General features: G+C 72.0%; 22 protein-coding genes. 11 read left to right on the top strand and 11 right to left on the bottom strand.

The features are described from left to right. The first annotated feature begins 3 nt into the window (after positions 1 to 3). Together AB0J71_RS11505 and AB0J71_RS11500 are read left to right on the top strand one after the other, a co-directional pair. Positions 4 to 414 carry a hypothetical protein gene (locus tag AB0J71_RS11505; RefSeq protein WP_352319717.1) on the top strand — a complete coding sequence of 137 codons (411 nt, stop codon included), beginning with the start codon at positions 4 to 6 and terminating at the stop codon, positions 412 to 414. A gap of 124 nt (positions 415 to 538) precedes the next feature. Then, a complete protein-coding gene (locus tag AB0J71_RS11500) occupies positions 539 to 898 on the top strand; it encodes a DUF2516 family protein (protein WP_352319719.1) in 360 nt (119 codons plus the stop codon). A 16-nt stretch (positions 899 to 914) separates the two neighbouring features. On the opposite strand, the gene AB0J71_RS11495 is transcribed toward AB0J71_RS11500, so the two are convergent. After that, the gene (locus AB0J71_RS11495) at positions 915 to 1,523 is read right to left on the bottom strand and encodes an SGNH/GDSL hydrolase family protein (RefSeq protein ID WP_352319721.1); all 609 of its coding nucleotides are present in this window, start codon (positions 1,521 to 1,523) and stop codon (positions 915 to 917) included. A gap of 115 nt (positions 1,524 to 1,638) precedes the next feature. Here AB0J71_RS11495 and AB0J71_RS11490 point away from each other — a divergent pair, with 115 nt between their 5' ends. Then, positions 1,639 to 2,373: an alanyl-tRNA editing protein gene (locus AB0J71_RS11490; protein ID WP_352319723.1), complete on the top strand. Its 735-nt coding sequence runs from the start codon at positions 1,639 to 1,641 to the stop codon at positions 2,371 to 2,373. On the opposite strand, the gene AB0J71_RS11485 is transcribed toward AB0J71_RS11490, so the two are convergent. Next, positions 2,370 to 3,287 (bottom strand): GntR family transcriptional regulator, encoded by a 918-nt coding sequence (locus tag AB0J71_RS11485; protein WP_352319725.1) that lies wholly within the window; start codon positions 3,285 to 3,287, stop codon positions 2,370 to 2,372. The two genes, AB0J71_RS11490 and AB0J71_RS11485, sit on opposite strands and share 4 nt — an antisense overlap. Before the next feature lie 110 nt (positions 3,288 to 3,397). Between AB0J71_RS11485 and AB0J71_RS11480 the strand changes: the two genes are divergently transcribed. Both AB0J71_RS11480 and AB0J71_RS11475 read left to right on the top strand, forming a co-directional pair. Beyond that, positions 3,398 to 4,486 (top strand): FAD-dependent monooxygenase, encoded by a 1,089-nt coding sequence (locus tag AB0J71_RS11480; RefSeq protein ID WP_364413899.1) that lies wholly within the window; start codon positions 3,398 to 3,400, stop codon positions 4,484 to 4,486. A 27-nt stretch (positions 4,487 to 4,513) separates the two neighbouring features. After that, the gene (locus AB0J71_RS11475) at positions 4,514 to 6,118 is read left to right on the top strand and encodes a DUF2207 domain-containing protein (protein ID WP_364413897.1); all 1,605 of its coding nucleotides are present in this window, start codon (positions 4,514 to 4,516) and stop codon (positions 6,116 to 6,118) included. A gap of 35 nt (positions 6,119 to 6,153) precedes the next feature. On the opposite strand, the gene AB0J71_RS11470 is transcribed toward AB0J71_RS11475, so the two are convergent. Next, complete coding sequence (locus tag AB0J71_RS11470) at positions 6,154 to 7,062, bottom strand: asparaginase (protein ID WP_364413895.1); 909 nt, start codon at positions 7,060 to 7,062, stop codon at positions 6,154 to 6,156. A 60-nt stretch (positions 7,063 to 7,122) separates the two neighbouring features. On the opposite strand from AB0J71_RS11470, the gene dtd reads away from it, so the two are divergent. Then, positions 7,123 to 7,554 carry a D-aminoacyl-tRNA deacylase gene (dtd, locus tag AB0J71_RS11465; protein WP_364413893.1) on the top strand — a complete coding sequence of 144 codons (432 nt, stop codon included), beginning with the start codon at positions 7,123 to 7,125 and terminating at the stop codon, positions 7,552 to 7,554. 5 nt (positions 7,555 to 7,559) lie between these two features. Here dtd and AB0J71_RS11460 read toward each other — a convergent pair whose 3' ends face one another. The 4 genes from AB0J71_RS11460 to AB0J71_RS11445 all read right to left on the bottom strand — a co-directional run bounded on the left by AB0J71_RS11460 (position 7,560) and on the right by AB0J71_RS11445 (position 10,076). After that, a complete protein-coding gene (locus AB0J71_RS11460; RefSeq protein WP_352319734.1) occupies positions 7,560 to 8,498 on the bottom strand; it encodes a folate-binding protein in 939 nt (312 codons plus the stop codon). Between the two features lie 51 nt (positions 8,499 to 8,549). Further along, positions 8,550 to 8,963: a Fur family transcriptional regulator gene (locus tag AB0J71_RS11455; RefSeq protein ID WP_352319736.1), complete on the bottom strand. Its 414-nt coding sequence runs from the start codon at positions 8,961 to 8,963 to the stop codon at positions 8,550 to 8,552. 325 nt (positions 8,964 to 9,288) lie between these two features. Next, complete coding sequence (locus tag AB0J71_RS11450) at positions 9,289 to 9,585, bottom strand: DUF2470 domain-containing protein (RefSeq protein ID WP_352319738.1); 297 nt, start codon at positions 9,583 to 9,585, stop codon at positions 9,289 to 9,291. A 2-nt stretch (positions 9,586 to 9,587) separates the two neighbouring features. Beyond that, positions 9,588 to 10,076, bottom strand: coding sequence for an FABP family protein (locus tag AB0J71_RS11445; RefSeq protein ID WP_352319740.1), 489 nt, complete (start codon positions 10,074 to 10,076; stop codon positions 9,588 to 9,590). Positions 10,077 to 10,144: 68 nt separating this feature from the next. Here AB0J71_RS11445 and AB0J71_RS11440 point away from each other — a divergent pair, with 68 nt between their 5' ends. Together AB0J71_RS11440 and AB0J71_RS11435 are read left to right on the top strand one after the other, a co-directional pair. Continuing rightward, the gene (locus tag AB0J71_RS11440; protein WP_364413891.1) at positions 10,145 to 11,638 is read left to right on the top strand and encodes a sugar-binding protein; all 1,494 of its coding nucleotides are present in this window, start codon (positions 10,145 to 10,147) and stop codon (positions 11,636 to 11,638) included. A gap of 9 nt (positions 11,639 to 11,647) precedes the next feature. Then, complete coding sequence (locus AB0J71_RS11435) at positions 11,648 to 12,010, top strand: DsrE family protein (protein ID WP_352319743.1); 363 nt, start codon at positions 11,648 to 11,650, stop codon at positions 12,008 to 12,010. 5 nt (positions 12,011 to 12,015) lie between these two features. Here the strand turns inward: AB0J71_RS11435 and AB0J71_RS11430 are convergent, their stop codons facing one another. Next, the gene (locus AB0J71_RS11430; RefSeq protein WP_352319745.1) at positions 12,016 to 12,729 is read right to left on the bottom strand and encodes a glutamine amidotransferase; all 714 of its coding nucleotides are present in this window, start codon (positions 12,727 to 12,729) and stop codon (positions 12,016 to 12,018) included. Beyond that, the gene (locus AB0J71_RS11425; RefSeq protein ID WP_352319747.1) at positions 12,719 to 13,948 is read right to left on the bottom strand and encodes a MurT ligase domain-containing protein; all 1,230 of its coding nucleotides are present in this window, start codon (positions 13,946 to 13,948) and stop codon (positions 12,719 to 12,721) included. Before AB0J71_RS11425 ends, AB0J71_RS11430 begins: the two co-directional genes overlap by 11 nt. 181 nt (positions 13,949 to 14,129) lie before the next feature. On the opposite strand from AB0J71_RS11425, the gene AB0J71_RS11420 reads away from it, so the two are divergent. Next, positions 14,130 to 14,540, top strand: coding sequence for a YjdF family protein (locus AB0J71_RS11420; protein WP_364413889.1), 411 nt, complete (start codon positions 14,130 to 14,132; stop codon positions 14,538 to 14,540). 45 nt (positions 14,541 to 14,585) lie between these two features. Here AB0J71_RS11420 and AB0J71_RS11415 read toward each other — a convergent pair whose 3' ends face one another. Both AB0J71_RS11415 and AB0J71_RS11410 read right to left on the bottom strand, forming a co-directional pair. After that, on the bottom strand, positions 14,586 to 17,555 hold the full coding sequence (locus tag AB0J71_RS11415) for an ATP-binding protein (protein ID WP_352319751.1): 2,970 nt from the start codon (positions 17,553 to 17,555) through the stop codon (positions 14,586 to 14,588). A 73-nt stretch (positions 17,556 to 17,628) separates the two neighbouring features. Next, complete coding sequence (locus AB0J71_RS11410) at positions 17,629 to 19,572, bottom strand: hypothetical protein (protein WP_364388308.1); 1,944 nt, start codon at positions 19,570 to 19,572, stop codon at positions 17,629 to 17,631. A gap of 169 nt (positions 19,573 to 19,741) precedes the next feature. On the opposite strand from AB0J71_RS11410, the gene AB0J71_RS11405 reads away from it, so the two are divergent. Then, entirely contained in the window at positions 19,742 to 20,410 is a 669-nt protein-coding gene (locus tag AB0J71_RS11405; RefSeq protein ID WP_352319755.1) for a hypothetical protein, read from the top strand. Next, positions 20,407 to 21,060 carry a hypothetical protein gene (locus AB0J71_RS11400; RefSeq protein WP_352319757.1) on the top strand — a complete coding sequence of 218 codons (654 nt, stop codon included), beginning with the start codon at positions 20,407 to 20,409 and terminating at the stop codon, positions 21,058 to 21,060. Before AB0J71_RS11405 ends, AB0J71_RS11400 begins: the two co-directional genes overlap by 4 nt. Positions 21,061 to 21,204: the final 144 nt, after the last annotated feature.

Genomic DNA, 21,204 nt, shown 5'->3' with positions numbered 1-21,204 from the left:
CCCATGACGCTTGCCACCGAGGTCAAGAAGCTCACCGACTCCAAGCCCTTCTACGCCTTCGCCGGCGCCGGCGACTTCGCCGTCGAGAAGCTGCGCGAGCTGCCCGAGCAGCTGCGTCAGCTCCAGTCCCGCCGCTCGGAGCTGGCCCGGGACCTGCCGGAGAAGACCCGCGCGTACGCCGACAAGGCCGAGGGCTTCGTCCGCGAGTTCCCGGACAAGGCCCGCGAGTACGCCGACCAGCTGAGCAACAAGGCCACCGAGGTCTACGAGGAGTTCGCCACCCGTGGCCGCAAGGTCGTCAGCAAGACGACCGGCGAGGCCGCCCTTGAGCTGGAGGAGGTGTCGGAGGCCGCAGAGCCGCCCGTCGCCGAGCCCGTCAAGAAGACCACGCGTACGCCTCGGGCCAAGGCCTGAGTGAGCGAGCGGGCCCGCCTCCCCGGAGGCGGGCCCGTTTCTGTTCCGGTGCCCGCTTGTCGGGGACGCCTATTAGGCTGGGGCCGATTTCATCGCGGCGTTGGGTGGAGCCAGCAACATGAATATGATCAACGGCGTTTTCAACTTCCTCTTCCTGGTGCTCGCCGCCGTCATCTTCGGCATGTCGGTCTACGCGCTGGTGCACGCGGCGCGCGTGCCGACCAACGCGTTCGTCTCGGCGGGCAAGCTGCAGAAGAAGATCTGGGTGCTCATCCTCGCGCTGGCGACCCTGCTGTCCGGCGGCGGCGCGCTGGGCTACTTCAACGACTTCATGCTGATCGGCGGCTTCCGGTTCATCGGCCTCAACGGGCTCGGCCTGTTCTCCATCCTGGCCGTCATCGCCGCCACGATCTACATCGTCGACGTCAAGCCCGCCGTCAAGGGCATGGGCCGCGGCAACAGCGGCCCCTACGGCCCCTGGTAGGCCGGACCGGCCCCGATCAGGCCAGCTCCGCCGCCAGCCAGGCGGCGATGCGCTCGTGCCCGGCGAACGTGGGATGCACGCCGTCGGGCAGCACCGTCTCCGACGGCCTGCCGGTCACCCATTTCCGGCGCATCGGGTCCAGGAACGGCACGCCCGCGGCGTCCGCCACCTCCGCCAGGGCGTCGCGCACCCGGTAGGCCTTGGCCGGGGTGTCCTCCAGCCAGATCGGGCCGACCATCACGACCTTGGTGACCGGCCAGCGGCGGCGCACCTCGGCGAGCAGGGCGGCCGCGGCCTCGCGCACCTGCCCGGTGCTCCAGCGCTGGTCGTTGTGGCCGCCGGAGATCACCAGCACGTCGGGGGCCGGCCGCCAGGCCAGCTCCTCCTCGAACGACCGCCGGAACGTGCGGCCCACCTTGCCCTCGTTGAGGTAGCCGGTGCCACCCGCGCCGGCGATGACCGGCTGCCAGCCGAGCAGCCGCGCCGACTCCGAGGCGTAGGTCCGCCAGGGCGGCACCGGGCCGGATCCGACCGTGAAGCTGTCGCCCACGAACATCATCACCGGAACCGCCGGACGGACCGGCGGAACGGCCTCCGGCACCCGCTGCGGCGGCGTCCGGGCCACCGCACTCGTACATGCTGAAATTCCAGCAAATATCCCCATTATTGCGATGACCGGGGCGATTCTTCCTCGAAGCGTCAGGCCACGCATAATCACCCCGGGGCACTAGGCTGCCGATATGACCGCCGACCTCCACGGGCGCACGCAGCGGCTCGAACTGTCCGACCAGAGCCTGCGAGATTTCGAAGCCGTCGTGCTGGACGCGACGCCTGAGGGGATCGTGCTGAGCAGGTCGGCATTCTATCCAGGCGGGGGCGGCCAGCCCGCCGATCACGGAGTTCTGGTCTGGCAGGGCGTGGAGACGCGCATCGTCGGGGTGCGCAAAGGCGACGATCTCTACCTGATCCCCGCCGAGGGCGACCCGATCCCGCCCGCCGGCACGGTGGTCGAGGCCGCCGTGGCCGACGCCCGGCGTTCGGCGCTCATGCGTACCCACTCGGGGCTGCACGTGTTGTGCGGCGTGGTGTTCAGGGACTACGGCTGCCTGGTCACCGGCGGCAACATGGACGAGCTGAGCGCCCGCATGGACTTCGACCTGCCCGAGGTGCCGCCCGGCTTCAAGCAGGCCGTCGAGGACGCGTGCAACGCCGAGATCGCCGCCGACCGCCGCATCGACGTGCGCGTGCTGCCGCGGCGGGAGGCGTTCGAGATCCCCGACATCATCCGCACGGCAAGCAACCTGGTGCCCGAGGCCGTCCAGGACGTGCGCATCGTCGACATCGTGGGCCTCGACACGCAGGCCGACGGCGGCACCCACGTGGCCTCGACCAAGCAGATCGGCCGCATCAAGGTGGCCAAGATCGAGAGCAAGGGCCGCGGCTTCCGCCGGCTGCGCATCGCGATCTCCGACTAGCGCCCCTCGACCAGCCCGGCGAGCCCGTCGAGCAGCGCGTCGAGACCGAAGGCGAACAGCCGGTCGAGGTCGAGATCGAACTCGCCGCCCAGCTCCTCGATGACGCCGGTGAAGGCGGTCAGCCGCCCCGACTGCGCCAGCGCCTGGAGCTCCCCCTCCCGGCTGCTCATCCACTCGTCGGCGGTCAGCCCGGTCGCGGCCTGGGCCCGCTGCTCCATCTCGATGTTGGCGGCCAGGCCCTGGACGAAGCTGAACAGCAGGGTGTGCACGTGCATCTTGCCGACCGGGTCGAGGGGCGAGCCCTCCAGCGTGCGCATGACCCACTCGGTGTGGGCGATCAGGCTGGCCGAGGGCAGCGGCCTGGTCAGTGACGTGACCCTGGCCATCCACGGGTGGGTGCGGTAGCCCGCCCACTGCACCCGCGCGGCGGTCTCCAGCCTGGCCCGCCATCCGTCGGGCGGCGGGTCGGGCAGCGGGAACTCCCTGATCACGTGGTCGATCATGAGCATGACCAGGTCGTCCTTGCCGCCGACGTGCCGGTAGAGGGACATGGTGGCCACGCCCAGCCGGCCCGCGACGCCGCGCATGGTCAGCTCGGCGAGCCCGTCGGCGTCGGCGATCTCGACGGCCGCGGCCACGATGCGGTCGCGGGTCAGGTCGTCGCCGGACGGGACGGGGGCCCGCCGCGCCCTGCCGCCGCGGGTCTCGGCCACGATCGTGCCGACGCGCGGCTCGGCGACCACCACGCCGTCCTGGGCCAGGACCGTGAGCGCCTTGGCGGCCGTGGCCAGCGCGACCTCCCAGTCGCGGGCGAGCTGCCTGGTGGAGGGCACCCGGTCGCCGGGGCGGAGCCGGCCGTCGGCGATGCGGCGCCTGATGTCCTCGACGATGCGCGCGTAGGGCGGAGCGGTCATCACTACCCCTTCTCTGTACTAGTACAGATCTTACCAGTGAAACCTTGTGAGCTGCTGTATGTACGACGTACATTCAGCTTCGCGTACAACGTCAACACAAGGAGCGGGTCATGAGAGTTCTGGTTTCAGGAGCGAGCGTCGGCGGTCCCGTCCTGGCTCACTGGCTGCGGCGGCGCGGCTTCGAGGTCACGCTGGTCGAGCGCGCGCCGCGCCCGCGCAAGGGCGGCCAGGCCGTCGACCTGCGCGGCGCCGCCCTGGTCGTGGCCGACCGCATGGGCGTCCTGGAGCAGGTCAGGGCCGCGCGGACGACCATGCGCGGCATGTCCATGGTCGACGGCGACGGCAACGAGATCATGCGCAGCACCGAGGAGACGATCAGCGGCGGCCGGCTCGACAGCCCGGACGTCGAGATCGCCCGCGACGACCTCACCGCGATCGTCGGCGCCGTCACCGACGCCCCCTGCCGCTACGGCGACTCCATCGCCACCCTCGCCCAGGACGCCGGCGGCGTGGACGTGACCTTCGACAGCGGCGTCCGGGACCGCTACGACTACGTGATCGGCACCGACGGCCTGCACTCCAACGTCAGGCGGCTGGCGTTCGGCCCGGAGGAGCGCTTCCTCAAGCACCTCGGCATGTACGTCTCCATCTACACCGCCGACAACTTCCTCGGCCTGGACCACTGGCAGCTCTGGCACCGCGCGGGCGAGGCCGGGTTCGGCCTGTTCAGCGACCGCGAGCCGGCGGTGATGAAGGTGAACATGGGCTTCGCCGCGGGCCCGATCGACTACGACCACCGCGACGTCGAGCAGCAGAAGCGCCTGGTCCAGGAGCACTGCTCGGGGCTGCGCTGGGAGGCGCCCAAGCTGCTGGCGGCCATGTGGCAGGCCGACGACTTCTACTTCGACGCCATGGCCCAGGTCGAGATGGACCGCTGGTCGCAGGGCCGGGTCGCGCTGGTCGGCGACGCCGCCCACTGCCCCTCGCCGCTGTCGGGGCAGGGCACCAGCCTGGCCCTGGTGGGGGCGTACGTGCTGGCCGAGGAGCTGGGCCGGGCCCCCGAGGGGGCGTTCGACCGGTACGAGCGGCGCATGCGGCCCTACGTCGCCCTGAACCAGGCCCTGGCCCTGGAGAACCCGGGCATGGCCGCCGCGCCCGAGAGCGTACGCCGGGCGGCCGACGCCATCACCCTGGATTGACACCCGCAACCGCTACGATGTCCCGCCATGACGGGTTTCAGACTCACGTTGGCCGCCCTGGGAGCCACCGCGCTGACGTTGCTGGCCACCCCCGCCCTGGCGGAGGCCGGGATCACGGACCAGGTGACGATGACGCTCGCCAAGGACGGCACTCTCCACGTGGTCGAGAAGATCACCGGGGCGTCCGGCGGCCTCAAGCGCACCCTGCTCACCAAGACCCGCTACGACGACGACAACGACCGCGTCTACCGGGTCACCGACGTCAAGGGCGGCAAGCTCGACGGCGACGTCCTGACCGTGACCGGCCAGACCGTCGAGTACGACGTCAAGGGCGCGGTGACCACCTCCGGCGGGGCCGAGGAGCTGCGCTGGTTCGCCGTCAGCGGCTGGAACGTCCCCGTCACCAAGGCGACCGTCCAGGTCAGCGGGCCCGGCCAGGTGCAGAACCTGTCGTGCTTCGCCGGCGACCTGACCTCGGCGATCGGCTGCACCTCGGCCTCGATGGACCACAGCGCCACCCGGGCCGAGTTCGAGCAGGACAACCTCGCCGCCGGCCAGGCCCTGACGGTGGTCGTCGGCTTCCCCAAGGGGGCCAGCTCCGGGACGCCCATCCTGGAGCGGCGTTTCTCGCTGGCCTCGGCGTTCACCCTCGACCTGGTCACCGGCGGCGCGCTGGCCGGCCTGCTCGTGCTGCTGCTCGGCGGCGTCGGCCTGCTCTACTGGACGCGCGGCCGGGACGCCCGGGTCGCGGGCCACGAGAAGGGCGGAGTCGATCCCATCCAGAACGGGCACTTCACCCCGCCGGACGGCGTGCGTCCCGGCCAGATCGGCACGCTGGTGGACGAGCAGGCCGACGTGGTCGACGTGACCGCCACCATCGTCGACCTGGCCGTCCGCGGCTACCTGCGGATCGACGAGCAGCCCCGCCAGACCTACGACGCCCCCGACTGGCTGCTGGTGAGGCTGCCGAACGCGCCGGTCAACTCGCTGCTGACGTACGAGCGCGCCCTGTACGACGCGGTCTTCGACGGCCGCGACGCGGTGCTGCTCTCGCAGCTGTCCGGCTCGTTCGCCGGCCATCTGGGCAAGGTGCGCGACGCGCTCTACTCCGACGTGGTCGAGCAGGGCTGGTTCGCCCGCCGTCCCGACACCGAGCGCACCCGGTGGACGACGATCGGCGTCGTGCTGATCGTCCTGGGCCTGCTGGCCACGGTCGGGCTGGCCTGGTTCACCACGTACGGGCTGCTGGGGCTGGCCCTGGTCATCGCGGGCGGCGCGCTGGCCGTCGGCGGCCAGTACATGCCGGCCAAGACCGCCAAGGGTTCGGCCGCGCTCGCGCACACGATGGGCTTCCGCGAGTACCTGTTCTCCGGCGACCTCGGCGAGGTGCCCGAGCAGCACCGGGTGGAGCTGTTCTCGCGCTACCTGCCGTACGCGGTGATCTTCGACGGGGTCGAGCACTGGTCGCGGGTGGTGGCCTCGGTGACCGGCAACGGCCACCAGGCCGACAACCTCTACTGGTACCACGGTCCGGCGGAGTGGGACCTGTCCAAGTTCGCCGGGTCGATGCGCACGTTCACCACGACGACCTCGGGGGCCATCTCCGCCAGCCGCCAGTTCCGCACCCTCTAGACACTCCGGGTGGCGGCGGCTCAGGGCTCACCCCGCTAGCGGATCCGCAGCTCGCCGACCGGCCGGCCGCCGCCCAGCAGCGCCGGCCGGGCCAGCTCGGCCAGCTCGGGCGCGTCCAGGCCGAGCGATCGCAGGGCCGCCACGGTGACGGGCACCCGGGCCCGCTGCGAGCCGTCCTCGATCTTGATCGTGCCGGCTCGGCCGTCCTCGAACGCGAACGCGTCGAACGCCTCCGCGCCCGCCTTCAGCATCAGCCCGGGGATCGCCCGCATGAGCTTGGCCTCGGGCCGGTCGGTGCCGGACGTCCACTCGGGGTGGGCGCGCATGGCGTCGAAGATGCGCCGCTCGAACGAGCCCTCCGCGGCCAGCGGGAAGGCCCTGAACGCCTTGGTCACCCCGAGCATCGAGACGAAGAACAGCGGCGCGCCGCAGCCGTCCACGCCGGAGGCGGCCACCCGCTCGCCGGTCAGGTCCTCGACCGTCGCGCGGATCGCGCGCTGGAGCGGGTGCGCGGGCTCCAGGTACGTCGTGACCGGCCAGTCGTTGAGCACGCAGGTGGCCAGCATGGCGGCGTGCTTGCCGGAGCAGTTCATGTAGACCCGGCCGAACTCGGTCGAGGTGCGCTCGGCCGGGTGGTCCTCCGGACATTGCAGGGCGGATTCGTCCAGGCCCGCTCCGGTCAGGATCTTCCGTACGCCGTCCACGTGGAACGCCTCGCCTGAGTGCGAGGCGCAGGCCAGGGCCAGCAGCTCACCCTCCAGCTGGAGGCCGTTGCGCAGCATGCCGAGCGCCTGCAGCGGCTTCATCGACGATCGCGGCGAGGCCGGCACGTGCACCGCCCCCCGCGTCTCCACCGGGACGCCCTGCGCGTCCACGGTCAGCATGCGGGCCTGATGGGTGGACTCCACGAACCCAGACCGGACAACCTCGACAACAAGCGACATTACGCGCCCCCTTTCGGCATGAGTCTACGAACAGTTCTTTCTGCGCCAGAATGGGATGCCATGCGGGCAGTCGTACAACGAGTGAGCTCGGCCTCCGTCGAGGTCGAGGGGCAGACGGTCGGCGCGATCGACGAACCGGGGCTGCTCGTCCTGGTCGGCGTGACGCACACCGACACCCGGGCCGAGGCCGCCAAGCTCGCCGCCAAGTTGTGGGGCCTGCGCGTGCTGCACGGCGAGAAGTCGTGCTCCGACGTCTCCGCCCCGCTCCTGGTGATCAGCCAGTTCACCCTCTACGGCGACGCGCGCAAGGGCCGGCGCCCCACCTGGCAGGCCGCGGCCCCGGGGCCGGTCGCCGAGCCGCTGGTGCAGGCCGTGGTCGAGGAGCTGAGGGCGCTCGGCGCGCACGTGGAGACCGGCCGCTTCGGCGCCGACATGAAGGTCTCGCTGGTCAACGACGGGCCGATCACGCTCGTCCTCGACATCGACGCCTAGCGGGGTCAGCGGATCCGGCGGCGCAGCGAGGGGTCGATGCTGACGTTGCGGCCGGCGTCCGGCGGCACGACGACCTCCTGGGCGGCGGCCACGCCACCGGCCAGCAGCGGCGCGTCGACCGGGACCGTGCGCTTGACCACGGCCAGCGCGATCGGGCCCAGCTCGTGGTGGCGGGCGGCCGAGCCCACGACGCCGATCTCCTGACTCTCGAAGATCACCGGGTCGCCGTGCGCGGGCAGGGTGTCGACGCTGCCGTCGAGGTGCAGGAACACCAGGCGGCGCGGCGGGTGGCCCAGGTTGTGCACGCGCGCGACCGTCTCCTGGCCGCGGTAGCAGCCCTTGCTCAGGTGGACGGCCGAGCCGATCCAGCCCACCTCGTGCGGGATCGTCTTGTGGTCGGTCTCGAAGCCGAGCCGCGGCCGGTGGGCCTCGATGCGCAGCGCCTCGTACGCCCACAACCCCGCCAGGGGCCGGCCCAGATGATCGGCCAGCTCGGCCCGCGGCACCAGGAAGTCTTCGGTGGCCGTGGAGAGCACCGCCAGGTCGTCGGCCCGCGACACCTCCACGCGCAGCATGAACCGCATGCGGTCGAGATAGTCGACCAGGCTCTGCGCCGTGCCGGGCTCGACGTGCGCCAGCACGCTCTCGCCGTCGTCGACCAGCGTGAGGTGGTGCAGGACGCGGCCCTGGAGGTCGAGGTCGAGCGTCTGGGTCCACTGGCCGGGCGTCAGCGTGTCGAGCTTCTGCGAGGTCAGGTCGTTGAGCCATTTCAGCCGGTCGGCGCCGGAGATGCGGACCACCTCGCGGTTGCTGCGGTCGACGACCGCCTCACCCTTGGCCAGCGCGCGCTGCTCGGCGAACAGGTCGCCATAGTGCGCGGCTACGTCGGCGTCCGGCCCGTCGGCCGCGACGGCGCCGGGGAGATCGAGCAGAGGGCTACGCATGCATCCAAGGCTATCCGCCCCCGCGACGGCGCCCGACGCCGGTGCCGCGGGTCAGCGGCAGTTGCTGCAGCGGCCGAACACCGTCAGGTGATGGACGTCGGCCGCGAACCCCAGCTCCTCGTCGAGCCCCTTCACCAGCCCCTCGGCCAGCTCGGGACGCACCTCGAAGACCTCGTCGCAGCCCCGGCACACCAGGTGGACGTGGTCGGCCTCGGCCGCCAGGTGGTAGGTCGGCGCGCCGTGACCGAGGTGGGTGTGGGTGACCATGCCGAGCTCTTCGAGCAGTTCGAGCGTGCGGTAGACCGTGGAGATGTTGACCCCGCGCGCCGTCTCGCGCACCTTGGTGCAGATCTCCTCGGGCGTGGCGTGCTCCAGATCCTTGACCGCTTCGAGCACGAGCTGCCGCTGCGGGGTGACCCGGTAGCCCTTGGCGCGGAGTTCCTCGTGCCACTGCGTCTCGGTCATGCCCCCGAGTGTAAAGCGCACGATCGCCTGTTCGCGGCCGTCCGATAATTACTTGCCCCCGGCGCTCGCGACCGCATAGCTTCATGAGTACGCGGAAAGGAGGTGGTCCGAATAATGGATAGTCATAGTCGGGCTAGCGAGGTGGTTGTCCGCTAGCGCTGCGGACTGTTGTCTCGTGTCGCAAGCGAATCCGAGGCAACCACCGGGGCCCCTGGCAGCCGGAGGGCGGGATGACGCATCCCGACCATGGTCCATCCGGCCCGTCTGCTCGGCAGGCGGAGTGTTGCCCGGGGCCCTTCTTTGTTTTCTCCCCTCAGTGTCCCCCTCAGTGTTCCCCGTGGGGTTCGATCCCCAGTTCGGCGCAGGCCGCCCGGTAGAGGCGCACGACCGCCTTGCGCACCTGGGCGCGCTCGGTCAGCGTCTCGCCCCAGGGCACGCGCACCCGCTCGCCGCCGTCGACCGTGAACTCCATCGCCTCGGCGTCGACGTCGCTGGTCACCGCCGAGGTGGCCTGCGGCCGGCCGCCGAGCCCGCGCACGATGACCAGGGCGTCGCCGGTGTGGTCGTCGTTCATGTGGCGCTTGATCGCCTCGACGGCGTCGGGGGTGAACGGCGAGGTCATGCTCAGGACACCTTCTTCAGCTCGGCCGACATGTGGTCGGTGAGCGGGTGGCCCACGGCGGCCATCTCGTAGGCCCACATCAGGTTGCCGTTGACCAGGCCGTAAAGGCGGTGGCCCGCGGTGTACTCCTTGGCCGTGGAGGTGCGGGCCACGACGTCGGTGCGCAGCTCGATCTTGTGGAAGACGACCTCGCCGATGTAGATCTCGACGATGCCGGTGGGGTGCGCGAGCACCACCTCGATCTGCCGGTCGGGCTGCGGACGCCAGTAGCCGGACTCGGTGGCCAGCGGCCTGACCCGGTTGCCGTCGTTGTCGAGCAGCCAGGTGCGGCTGACGTAGGTCAGGAACGGCTTGCCGTTGTGGCCGAACTCGATCTCCTGGCCGAAGTTGAAGCTCTCGATCGTCGGATAGCCGCCCACGCCGGCGCCCTCCCAGCGGCCGAGCAGGAACGCGATCTGCTCCAGAGCGGGGTGCACCTCAGGTTCTTCCATGCTCACCAAGCCTAGCGCCGGTGACTAACCTTCTGGATCGGGGAGAGGTCTAGCCGGGGGGAGTCGCGATGCTGGATGCCTGGGCCGTGCCGCCGCACGTCGACGTGCTGTTCGTGGGCGCCCATCCGGACGACGAGTACCAGTCGTTGTCCACGTTCGGGCAGTGGCGCGAACGCCTGGGGCTGACCACCGGCGTCGTGACGATCACCCGCGGCGAGGGCGGCGGCAACGCCGCCGGGCCGGAGAAGGGCGCCGCGCTCGGCCGGATCAGGGAGGCCGAGGAGCGCGAGGCGGTCGCGCACGCGGGCATCCGCGACGTCTTCTACCTGGACAGACCGGACTTCTGGTACACGTTGTCGGCGCCCCTGACCGCCCGCGCGTGGGGTCCGGGCACCCTCCGGCGGCTGGTCGAGACGATCAGGGCGACCAGGCCCTCGACCGTGGTGACGATGGACCCGCGGCCCTTCAACCAGCACGGCGGGCACCAGCTCGCCGCCCGGCTGGCCGTCGAGGCGTTCCGGCTGGCCGCCGACCCCGCCGCGTTCCCCGGGACGGGCGCGCCCTGGCGGGCCACCCGGCTGCTGACCCAGAACTGGGGGCTGCGCGGCCCCGTGGGCCCCGGCTGCGCGACGGCCGGCATGCGCGACCCGGCCACCGGGCTGCCGCAGCTCGGCGTCTGGGCGGGCGCCTGGTCGCCGCGCCACCGCGTCACGTGGGCCCAGCGGGAGCGCGACGCCGAGCGCGCGTACCGCACGCAGGGGTTCGCCGCGCGGCCGGCGAAGGTGACCGGGCCGTTCGGCTGCGACTGGTTCTCGGTCGTCTTCGACGGCGGGCGGCCGGTGCCCGCTCCCGTCGTCGAGCAGGCGGGCCTGCGCCCTCTGTACGCCGAGTTCCGCGACTGGGCACGCGCGACCGGCCTGCCCTGGCTGGCCAATCGGGCACAGCCCGACTATCCCGAGCCGCCCGCCACCACCCTCCCGGTCGCCGGACGCGCCCCCAAGCTCGACGGCCTGGCCTCACCCGGCGAGTACGCGGGCCCCGCCCTGCCCCTCGCCCACTGGGAGGGCGAGCGCTGCCCGGCGGCCGACTGCGCCGCGACCGCCCGGCTGACCCGCCACGGCGCCGACCTCTACGTCCAGGTCGAGGTCACCGACGAGGCGCGCGGCGCCGCCCTCGACGAGTGCGAGCGCCACTGGCGCACCGACGCGGTCGAGATCGCCCTCGACCCGCGCGGCGACTCCGACGACACCTCGACCACGTTCAAGCTGGGCGTCCTGCCCTACACCGCCAAGGGCGGCCCGTGCGCGGCCCGGGACGCCGACGCCCGCCAGGGCCCCGCCCCGCGGGTGGGCGTGGCGTCCGCGGCCCACGACGGCGGGTACGGCGTCGAGGTACGCATCCCGTTCGCGCTGCTGCCCGCCCCGCCCACCGCGCTGAGAGCGAACGTGCTCGTCTACGACTCCGACACCGGGGACAGGACCGGGCAGACGCGCCTGGCCTGGTCGCCGTTCGGCAGCGCCCAGGCCGATCCGTACGTGTGGGGCCGCGTCGGTCGGGGTTAGGGTGACGCCATGGCACGATCTTTGGTGATCAAGGTGACCGCGGGGGCGGACGCCCCTGAGCGGTGCAACCAGGCATTCACGGTGGCGGCGGCCGCGCTCGCGAGCGGCGTGCCGGTCTCCCTCTGGCTGACCGGCGAGTCGTCCTGGTTCGCCCTGCCGGGGCGGGCCAAGGAGTTCTCCCTGCCGCACGCGGCGCCGCTGGCTGACCTGCTGGAAGCCGTCCTGGCGGCCGGCCGGGTGACCCTGTGCACGCAGTGCGCCGCCCGCCGCGACATCACGGTCGACGACGTGATCGAGGGCGTGCGCATCGCCGGCGCGCCGGCCTTCGTGGAGGAGGCGGTCAGCGAAGGCGCCCAGGCCCTGGTCTACTAGGCCCGTCAGCCGGACAGGACGGTGCTCAGCCGCTCCTGGCGCAGGGCCTCGTAGCGGGAGTCGTCGAGCGGCGTCAGCTCGCCCACGCGCCACGACAGCAGCAGGTCGGCCAGGGCCGGGTTGCGCGCCAGGGCCGGGCCGTGCAGGTACGTGCCCACCACGTGGCCCGCGTAGCAGCCCTCGAAGCCGTCGCCGTTGCCGACCCCGGCGACCGTCTTGGACAACGGCCGCACGCCAGGGCCGAGGTGCGTGACGCCCATGTGGTTCTCGAAGCCGGTCAGCGTGGGCAGGTTGAGCGCGGCGTCGACCTCGGCGACCAGCTCGCCCACGGCCCGGGCGGGGCCGCGCGAGCTGGCGATGTCGAGCAGGCCGATGCCGTCGACCGGCTGGCCCTCCTCGCCGCCGAACGTGCTGCCCATGATCTGGTAGCCGGCGCACACGGCCAGCATCGCCGCGCCCCGCGCGATGGCCCGCTGGAGCCCGCCGTCGCGGCGCAGGCGCTGGGCGGCCAGGATCTGCGGACGGTCTTCGCCGCCGCCGATCAGGTAGATGTCGCCGGTCTCCGGCACGGGGTCGGCCGAGCGGACGTAGACGGTCTCGACCTCGATGCCCCGGCGCTGCGCACGCTGCTCCAGGACGAGCACGTTGCCCTGGTCGCCGTAGGTGCTCAGCAGGTCGGGGTAGATCCAGACGATGCTGAGGGCGCTGTCAGACGGCACGTCCGAACTCCGATCGGATCTGCTGGAAGGCGGTGTAGTTGGCGATCACGTCGACCCGGCCGGGCGGCTGCATGGCCAGCGCCTCGGAGAAGGAGCTGCACAACGTGAACGGCACGTCGGCCACGTCGAGCCGGAGCGCGAGGTCGAGCCGCCGCTCACCGGTGACGAAGACCGGACGGCCGCGCAGGATGCGGTAGTCGACGTCCCACAACCACGAGGTGTCGCGGCCGTCGGGGCCCTGCGCGTTGACCGACAGGATGATCGGCAGCTGCGGGTCGGCGACGTCGAAGGCCTCCAGCCAGCCCGCCGGGTTCTTGGCCAGCAGCAGCCGTGCGTGGCGGCCCTCGCGCTCGACCGTGGTGTAGCGGCCGGCCACCGAGGTGACCTCGCGCAGCCGGGGCAGCGCCCGGTCGGCGGGCAGCCCGAACGCCTCGGCCACGGCCAGTGCCATCACCGCGTTGGAGCGGTTGGCCAGGCCGGGGAGCTGGATGTCGAGCAGCCAGCGCTGCCCGCGCGGGTCGATGGCGACGTCGTCGTCGAGCACCCACTGCGGCTCTGGACGATGGAAGGTGCACTCACGGCAGGACCAGTCGGCGTCCTTGCGGTCGAGGGGGCCGCCGCACTCGGGGCAGCACCAGGAGTCCTCCTTCCAGCGCTGCCCGCCGGCGACCCAGGTGACCTTGGCGGCCGTGGAGGCCCCCCAGGTGACGAGGGGGTCGTCGCAGTTGGCGATGACGTGGGTGGGCCTGCCCGACAGCGCCCTGCGCCACTTCTGGGCGAGCAGCCAGATCTCGGCCGCGCGGTCCATCTGGTCGCGGCTGAGGTTCATCAGGCAGACGACGCCGGCGCCGGTGGTGTCGAGCACCTCCGGCAGGTACTTCTCGTCGACCTCCAGCACGCCGTAAGGGGCGCCCTTGTGCTGGGAGAGCGCCGAGACGTGGCCCGCCGGCATGTTGGCGCCGAAGGCGTTGGTGGCGACCTCGCCCATCTCCAGCAGCGCGGAGGTGATCAACCTGGTCGTGGTGGTCTTGCCGTTGGTGGCGCTGACCAGGGCCAGCTTGCGGTCGCGGGCCAGCTTGCGCAGGAGGTCGGGCTCGAGCATCAGGCCCACCCTGCCGCCGATCACCGAGCCGTCACCGCGCCCGGTCATCCGCGAGAGCGTGGCGGCACTGCGTCCCAGGGCGCTGGCGAGCTGAGCCCGCAGAGGAAGCTGGGTCATGCACATGGATCCTAGTCGCCGTTGAGTCCTACTCTGGAGTTGCACACGAAAACGCGGCCCGGTTGGTAGCCCGGGCGAAGCATCACGTATCCGCCCTTCCAGGGATGTCCGGTGTGCCGGAAGCGGCCTGTCCAGGTCGCTTTCCCGGCATGTCTGGTGAAGGGCGGAGAAGATGGTCACGTTGTCGGTCTATTTGGACGGCCCGTTCTGGGTCGGGGTGCTGGAGGTCGCCGAGGGCGGGCGGCTGCGGGCGACCCGGTTCACCCTCGGGTCCGAGCCCACCGATCCCGAGCTGCACGCGTTCCTCATGCGCCATGGCGTTTCGCTGCTGGAGCAGGCCCATGCCGCGCCCGCCGTGGCCGGCGGGGAGCGCGAGCGGCGGGTCAACCCCAAGCGGGCGGCCAAGCTGGCGGCGCGGGCCGCCGCCCAGGTGTCCGTACGGAGCACGGCCGCGCAGGAGGCGATGCGGCTGGAGCTGGAGAGCCGCAAGCAGCAGGCCGCGCAGGGACGGCGGGAGCGGCGGCGCGAGCTGGCCGAGCACAAGCGCGAGGTGGCCCGCCGCAAACGCCTCGAACGCCGCCGCGACCGCTGACCCGCCCCCGGGCGAGCTCCAGGGAGCTCCAGGGTGCAGGGGGCGTCAGGCCGAGGGGGCGTCGACGAAGGCGATCTCCGGGGCGCCCCCGTGGTCGAACGGCAGGACGAACCGCTGCGGCCACGACAGCACCCCCTCCAGCCAGCCCGCGCCCATCGTCTGGCCGACGTGCCTGATCCTGGCCGACGCCTCGATGCCGATCGCCACGTTCGTGATGTCGCGCTGCACGCTCTCGTTCTCGTCGTCGCCCAGGATGACCCGCCAGGCCAGGGCCCGGTTGTGGTCCACCTCCATGGACAGCGGGTGGTGGCGCAGGGCCTTGGCGCGGTGGCCGAGCAGCTCGGCGTGCACCAGGTCGGCCGTGCCGTTGCCGTTGGACTGGCGGAACAGGGCGTACTCCATGGGCGGGGCCGGGCTGCGCAGGTTGGGGGCAGGCTGGCCGTACGGGAAGAGCCGGTCGACCTCGTGCAGCCAGCGCACCTGCGGGATCACCCACGACGCGCCCGGACGATCGCCGCCGGGCTCGGCCCCCGACAGCAGCCGCGCGGCGACCTCGGCGGCCTTCTCGGTGAGCAGCGCCGGGTCGAACCAGCTCCGCAACGACCAGGCCCGCCGCTGGACGGCGCGTTCGACCAGCGTGGCCAGCAGGCACTCGCGGCGGCGGGCGGGCAGCTCGCTCCAGGCGGCCGACAGGGCGCGCGGCACGCCGGGCAGCGGCCGGTTGCTGACGAAGGCGAGCACGACCGTGTCGCACCAGATGCGCAGCCAGGCCCAGTCGGGCCCGTCGGCGAGCACGTCGGCCTCCCTGAGCTCCACCAGGGTGCACGCCTGGCCGGTACGGCACTGCGCCCCGCACGCGGCCGACCTGCGCCCGCGGATGGGCGGCTGGGGGCCCGGCAGCGGCTTCTCCCGCGACTCGCCCAGCGGGACGCGCACCCGCAGCGGCCGGTCCATGCCGTCGGCGAAGACCGCGGCCGAGCCCGGCTGGAGCGAGACGACGTGCCTGGACTGCTCGTCGCTGAGGTTCATGGCCGCGCCGACGAGCTTCCTGTCGTCCTCGGCGGGCAGCCGGTGGACGACCTTCAGCGCGGTGTTCTTCACGACGTCGGAGACCAGCTTGGTCGGGATCTGCTCGGCCACCACGATGCCCTCGCCGTACGCCCTGATCTCGGCGAGCAGGCCGGCCAGCAGCTCGACGGCGTGCGTGGAGGCCCGGCCGTGGCCGCGGTCGCGCAGCAGCCGGTGGGCCTCCTCGATCACGATGACGTGCCGCAGCCCGGCCGACTTCTCCTTCCTGGCCCGCATGCGCAGGTGCTCGACGATCCGGATGATCAGCGTGCCCATGAGGAACGCCTTGTCCTCGTCGTTGGCGACGTCCTCGATGGCCAGGACGACGTTGCGTTCCAGCAGGCCGCCGATGTCGGCCGGGTGGCCGCCCTCGAAGAAGCGCCCGGCCGAGCCGACCCGCAACGACCGCAGCCGGAGCGAGATGAAGCCCTCGACGTCGGCCTGGACCTCGCGGCCGTAGCCGATCTCCTTGATGACGTCCATGGCGTGCTGCTGGAGCTGTTCGAGCGTCGGCACGCTGGGCGGGACGTTCGAGCCGGGCACGGCGCCGCCGGTCACGACGTCCCAGCCGGTGGCCTCGTAGACCCGTTGCAGGGACAGCGACATGATCTGCGGGAACGGCTCCTCGGCGTCGAAGGCGGCCATGAACAGCGCCCGAATCATGTCGATGTGCGCCTGGACGGGGTAGCCGGGCTCGGGTTCGAGCGGGTTGACGCTGAGCGGCACGCCCTCCGGGGCCGAGGGGTTGATCACCGTCACCGGGTCGGCGATGCGGCCGGCCATGGCCGCGTACTCGGACTTGGCCGGCTCGATGGCCAGCCACGGGATGCGCGCCTCGCTGAGCTGCTCCAGCAGGTGCCGGACGGTCTGGGACTTGCCCGAGCCGGTCGCGCCGGTGACGAAGGCGTGCCTGTTGAGCGTGGCCAGGGGCACCCGGAAGCTGCCCACGCCTCTGTCCTGGCCGTCGAGGATCTCGCCCAGCTCCAGCTCGCCGCCGTCGGCCTCGGACGTCACGTCGAAGAAGCCGGAGTCGAGCACGCGTACGCCGGGCACCTCGCGCCTGGGCAGCCCGGCCAGCGCGGCGAGCGCCCCGGCGGTGGCCGCGAAGGGCGCGGCGGCGCCGTCGGCCGGGTCCTGCATGGTGATGGCCAGGGCCTCCGACAGCGCGTAGACCGCGCCGTGCGCGCTGCGCAGCCGGTACGGGTGGTGGCTCATCTCGACCGACCCGACGAGCACGGGCGCGATCTGCCGCAGCTCCTCGGCGGTGGCCCCGCCGGCCAGCACGCGCACGTTCCACAGGCCGGCCTCGCGGAAGGCGTCGAGCTCCTGCATGCGGCGCTCGGCCCGCTCGGCGTCGAACCGGGAGCGCTCGGAGGCGTCGCCGTACTGCCGCAGGACGTTGAGCTGGGTGCGCAGGTGCGCCACCTCGGCGTCGAGCAGGTCGGTCGGCTCGGCCACCACCAGCCAGGCGAACGGCCGCGACATGAGCGTGACCAGCGTCGACTCGAACAGCGTGGGCCGCTTCAGCTCGTCGGGGTCGGACCCGGCGAACTCGCGCCCCCGCCCGCCCAGCGGCGGCGCCTGCCGGCCGGGGCACGGCGTCCAGACCAGGTCGGCGAGGTCGGCCAGGTACTCCTCGTCCAGCTCGATCCCCCGCGCGCCGCCCGGGAACAGCAGCGGCTGGGGCCCGGTCGGCAGGCCGGGCACGTCGGTCGCCCGGCGCGGCTGGCGCGGCGGCGAGAGCGGGCCGGCATTGGTGATCAGTTCGAGCGGCGCGCCGGAACCCCGCGACAGCCACCCGATGACGAACGGCCGGTCACGCTGCGCCGCCGACAACACGGCGGGCAGCACGGTGACGAAATCCCATTCCGCCGACGAGCTTCGCGAGGGTGCGGCGATCGACTGGATCCGATACCAGGGCCCGCTCAGCGAGACACTCGGCTGCATCTTCAATTCCCCCACAGTCGGTTCTCAGTAAAATCCCGCTGATCGTCAGCTCCTCACCACGCCCTTGACCAGGTCATTGCCTGCCCTTGCGCCAGTCAAGGCGTGGCGGTGGTGGCCCGAGGTTGGGTGGCGGCTCCTCGCCCTCGTCCTTCGCCTCCAGGGCCAGCACGGCCTCGCGCACCTCCTCCAGGTCGCCGAGCGTGGTCTTGGGGAAGGTGAGGATGGCCGGGTTGGCGTCGGCCAGCCGCACCCGCCTGCCCTCGGCGGTCGCGTCGGTGACGATCACGGACGTCGTGGGGAGCTGCTGGAGCTGGTGCGGCTCGACCAGGAACTCGCGCGAGCGGTGGAGCACGCGCTCGGTCTCGGAGATCTTGTCGGCCGTCCGGCCCCACTCGGTGGACTCGGTGATGTCCTCGACCAGGTCGGCGTGGCCGTCGCCGCGGTCATGGCGGGCGTCGTCCACCTGGGAGATGGTGGAGGTGTAGCCGCCGTCGAGGCCCGGCAGGGCGTCGCTGATCGTCTCGGTGAGCTGGGCCAGCTCCAGCCGGTGCTCGGTGCCGACATGCTCGCTGGCGACCCGGGCGTCCTCGGCGTTGCCGAGGCGCATGAACGCCACGGCCGCGTGGCCGCGCCCCAGCCGCTCCTTCACGGTGGGGGTCAGGCTCCGGTACGTCAGCACCAGCCCGGTACGCGAGGTCTCGCACGCGTCCATGAGCCGGTCGAGCACGTCGCCGCGGAGCTTGTCGGCGCCCGCCACGATGATCGTGTGGTACCAGGGCCGGTCGGAGGCGGGCGACTGGCGCAGGATGTGGGTGAGCGCGGTGGCCACGTACGTGCCGAGCACCCGGTTGCCGAACACGCCGGCCTGCCGGTCCATGCTCACCACGCGCAGCCGGGCGGGCGGCAGCCGCACCGCCTGGGTGCCGAGCGTCTCCAGCTTGCGCAGCTGCGACTCCAGGGCCCAGGCACGCTCGATCACCACCCGGTCGCTCACGCCGCGGCCGAACAGCGTGCCGATGCGTTCGAGCTGGGTCGCGGTGATCAGGCCGAAGCGCAGGTCGTCCCGCGGGTCGCCGACCTGGGCCAGGGCCCGCAGGGCGGCGGTGACCTGGCTGATGGTGGCGTTCTCGCCGAGCACTTCGAGCACCCGTTCCAGGATGGCGTTGTCGAAGCTGAGGTCGCGGGTGGTGCGGTGCTCCTCGCTCACGCTCACCACGTGGGCCAGCACGTCGGCGAACGCCTCCGGCTTGAGCGTGGCCCCGAGGTCGAGCTTCGGCAGGTCGACCGGCAGCACCCAGACCAGCGGGTCGTCGCCGCCCTTGCGGGCCAGCTCGATCAGGTCTTTGGCGATCGCGCCCTCCGACAGGTCGAGCACGGTCAGGTGGCCGCCGCTGTAGAGCCGGGTGGCGCCGAGCAGGGTGATGAGCGCGGACCAGCCGGGCAGCGTGCCGCCGGCCACGTCGATGCGGTCGATCTCGTCGGGGACGGCGACGGCGTACCAGGTGAGCTGGCGTTCGTGGCGTTCCTTCGACTCCTGCCAGTCGCGGTAGCGCCGGGCGTGCTCCTCCTGGGCGCGGAACAGCTCTTTGTCACGTTCCTGACGTTGCCGGTCGTCCCTGGCCTGCTGTTCGAGCACTCGGTAGCGGACCGCCCGGTCGCCCTGGAGCAGGGCGTAGGTGCAGATGCCGGCCACGCCGCCGGCCGCGACCAGCCCGAGGAGCGCGAACGACCACCCGAGGTAGCCGCTGACCGCGGCCACGAGGATCAGCGCGGACATGGTCAGGCTGATGGCCCGGATGGCGCGTACGGGCCGGTTGAGCATGTCCTCCTGGAGCCGCTCGCGGCGCAGTGCCTCGGCCGCCCGCCGGCCGGACGACTCCGCGTCCGGCGCCGGCTCCTTCTCGGGCGAGGGACGCTTGGGCGGCGGCCCCGGGTCGGGATGCAGCAGGATGTACTGCCACCCCAGGTAGATGCGGTCCGCCTGGAGCTGGGCATGCTCGGGATGCACGTCCGCCACGTGACCCTCCGGCCGCGATATGTCGTTAGTTGCAGGGGCCAGCCCTTTTCCGCTCCGTGACAGCGTATGAGCTTCCACCCCCGTAGCGGCAGGGTTCGCGGCAATTCCCCCCGCCAGAAGGGACCATTGCGGCAGATGGGGCAACCGTGACCTATTACCATCCATACCCATGACGGAACCCTCCGGCGACAGCACGAGGCCGAGACGCCCGGTGGCGGTGCCCATCGTGGCTCTCGTGGCGGTCACGGCCGTCGGCATCACGGCCTTGCTGGGCGGGTTGAACGAGGCCCCCGACAAGGGCCCGGACCTGCTCGGCCAGGGCGCGACGCTCGACCAGGGCCGTTACTCCACGCGCTTCGTCGAGTCGCGGGTCAAGGTCGAGCGGGCCAAGACGCAGTTCGACGAGGACAAGCGGTTCGTGGAGCTGGTCTTCGAGGTCACCAACAAGGGCGACGAGACCTCCAGCGTCGGCCTGCCCCCCGACCCCGCCGAGCCGGACAAGGCGTGGCTCGGCATGTTCTTCGCCGACTCGCTCGTCGCCATCAGCCCCAAGTTCCCGAAGGAGTCGGGGCCCTTCGTCTACGCCCTGGACAAGGGCGACGAGACCCGGCAGCTCCACCCCGGCGTGACCAGCCAGGTGCTCGTCCGGTACCGGCTCGGCGCGACCGAACGTCCTCCGGACAAGATCACGCTCGACGTGGCCACCTTCGAGTACGTCTCCGGTTTCCAGGACGAGCAGCTGCGCTGGAAGATGGTCGCCAAGGAGAAGGACAACAAGTACTACCCCGAGGTGAAGGCCCGCGTGACGCTGCCGGTCAAGGCGGGTGAGGGGGCATGACCGCCACCCAGCCGCGTTCCTCGGCCGTCCCCGAGCGTCCTGAGCGTCCCGGCCGCCGTGCCGGACGCGGGCCGGGCGGCGGCTCCAAGGTGCTCAACGCCTGCGCCGGGCTGCTGCTGGCGGCCGCCGCCGTCGGGCTGCAGACGTTCCACCTTTCCGCCAACGAGGCGAGAGCCAAGGCGACCTACACGGGCGCCAAGGGCGAGGACGTGGACGCCCGGCGGTTCACCGTCCGGCTCGACTCGTTCCTGGCCACCAGGACGATCCAGAACAGCGACCAGACCATCACGACGGACAACCTGTTCCTCGTGGTCAACGCCTCGGCCAAGTCGAGCCTCAAGCCGTACCACCTGGGGCAGCCGCAACTGCTGACCGCGGACGGCAAGAAGTTCCAGGCCACCGACCGCGTGGCGAGCACTCTGACGCTGGCGAACACGTGGGTGCAGCCCGACATCTGGGTCAGCGGGCGGTTCTTCTTCGAGGTTCCTTCATCGGCGCTGCCGGGGGCGCGGGTGATCTTCGGGTTGCCGGCCGAGATGCTGGAGGAGCCGTTCCAGCCGGAGGTCGAGATCGACCTCGGGCTCGACGAGGAGGCCGCGCGCAAGCTCGCGGCCTCGCCGCAGGCCGTCTACTCCACCGTCAAGAAGTGATCGCACTGTGAGCACGAACGAGCGCGACTGGTTCGCCCCCAGGACCGACCACCACCCCGAGGACCCCGCCCCGGCCCCCTCGGCCTTCCCACCTCCCCCACCTCTCCCCGCACCCGCGGACCCGCCGTCACCGCCGTCACCGCA

The sequence above is a fragment of the Nonomuraea sp. NPDC049637 genome (assembly GCF_040675235.1).
Taxonomy (GTDB): Bacteria; Actinomycetota; Actinomycetes; order Streptosporangiales; family Streptosporangiaceae; genus Nonomuraea.
This window is presented reverse-complemented; position numbering and strand designations above follow the sequence as displayed.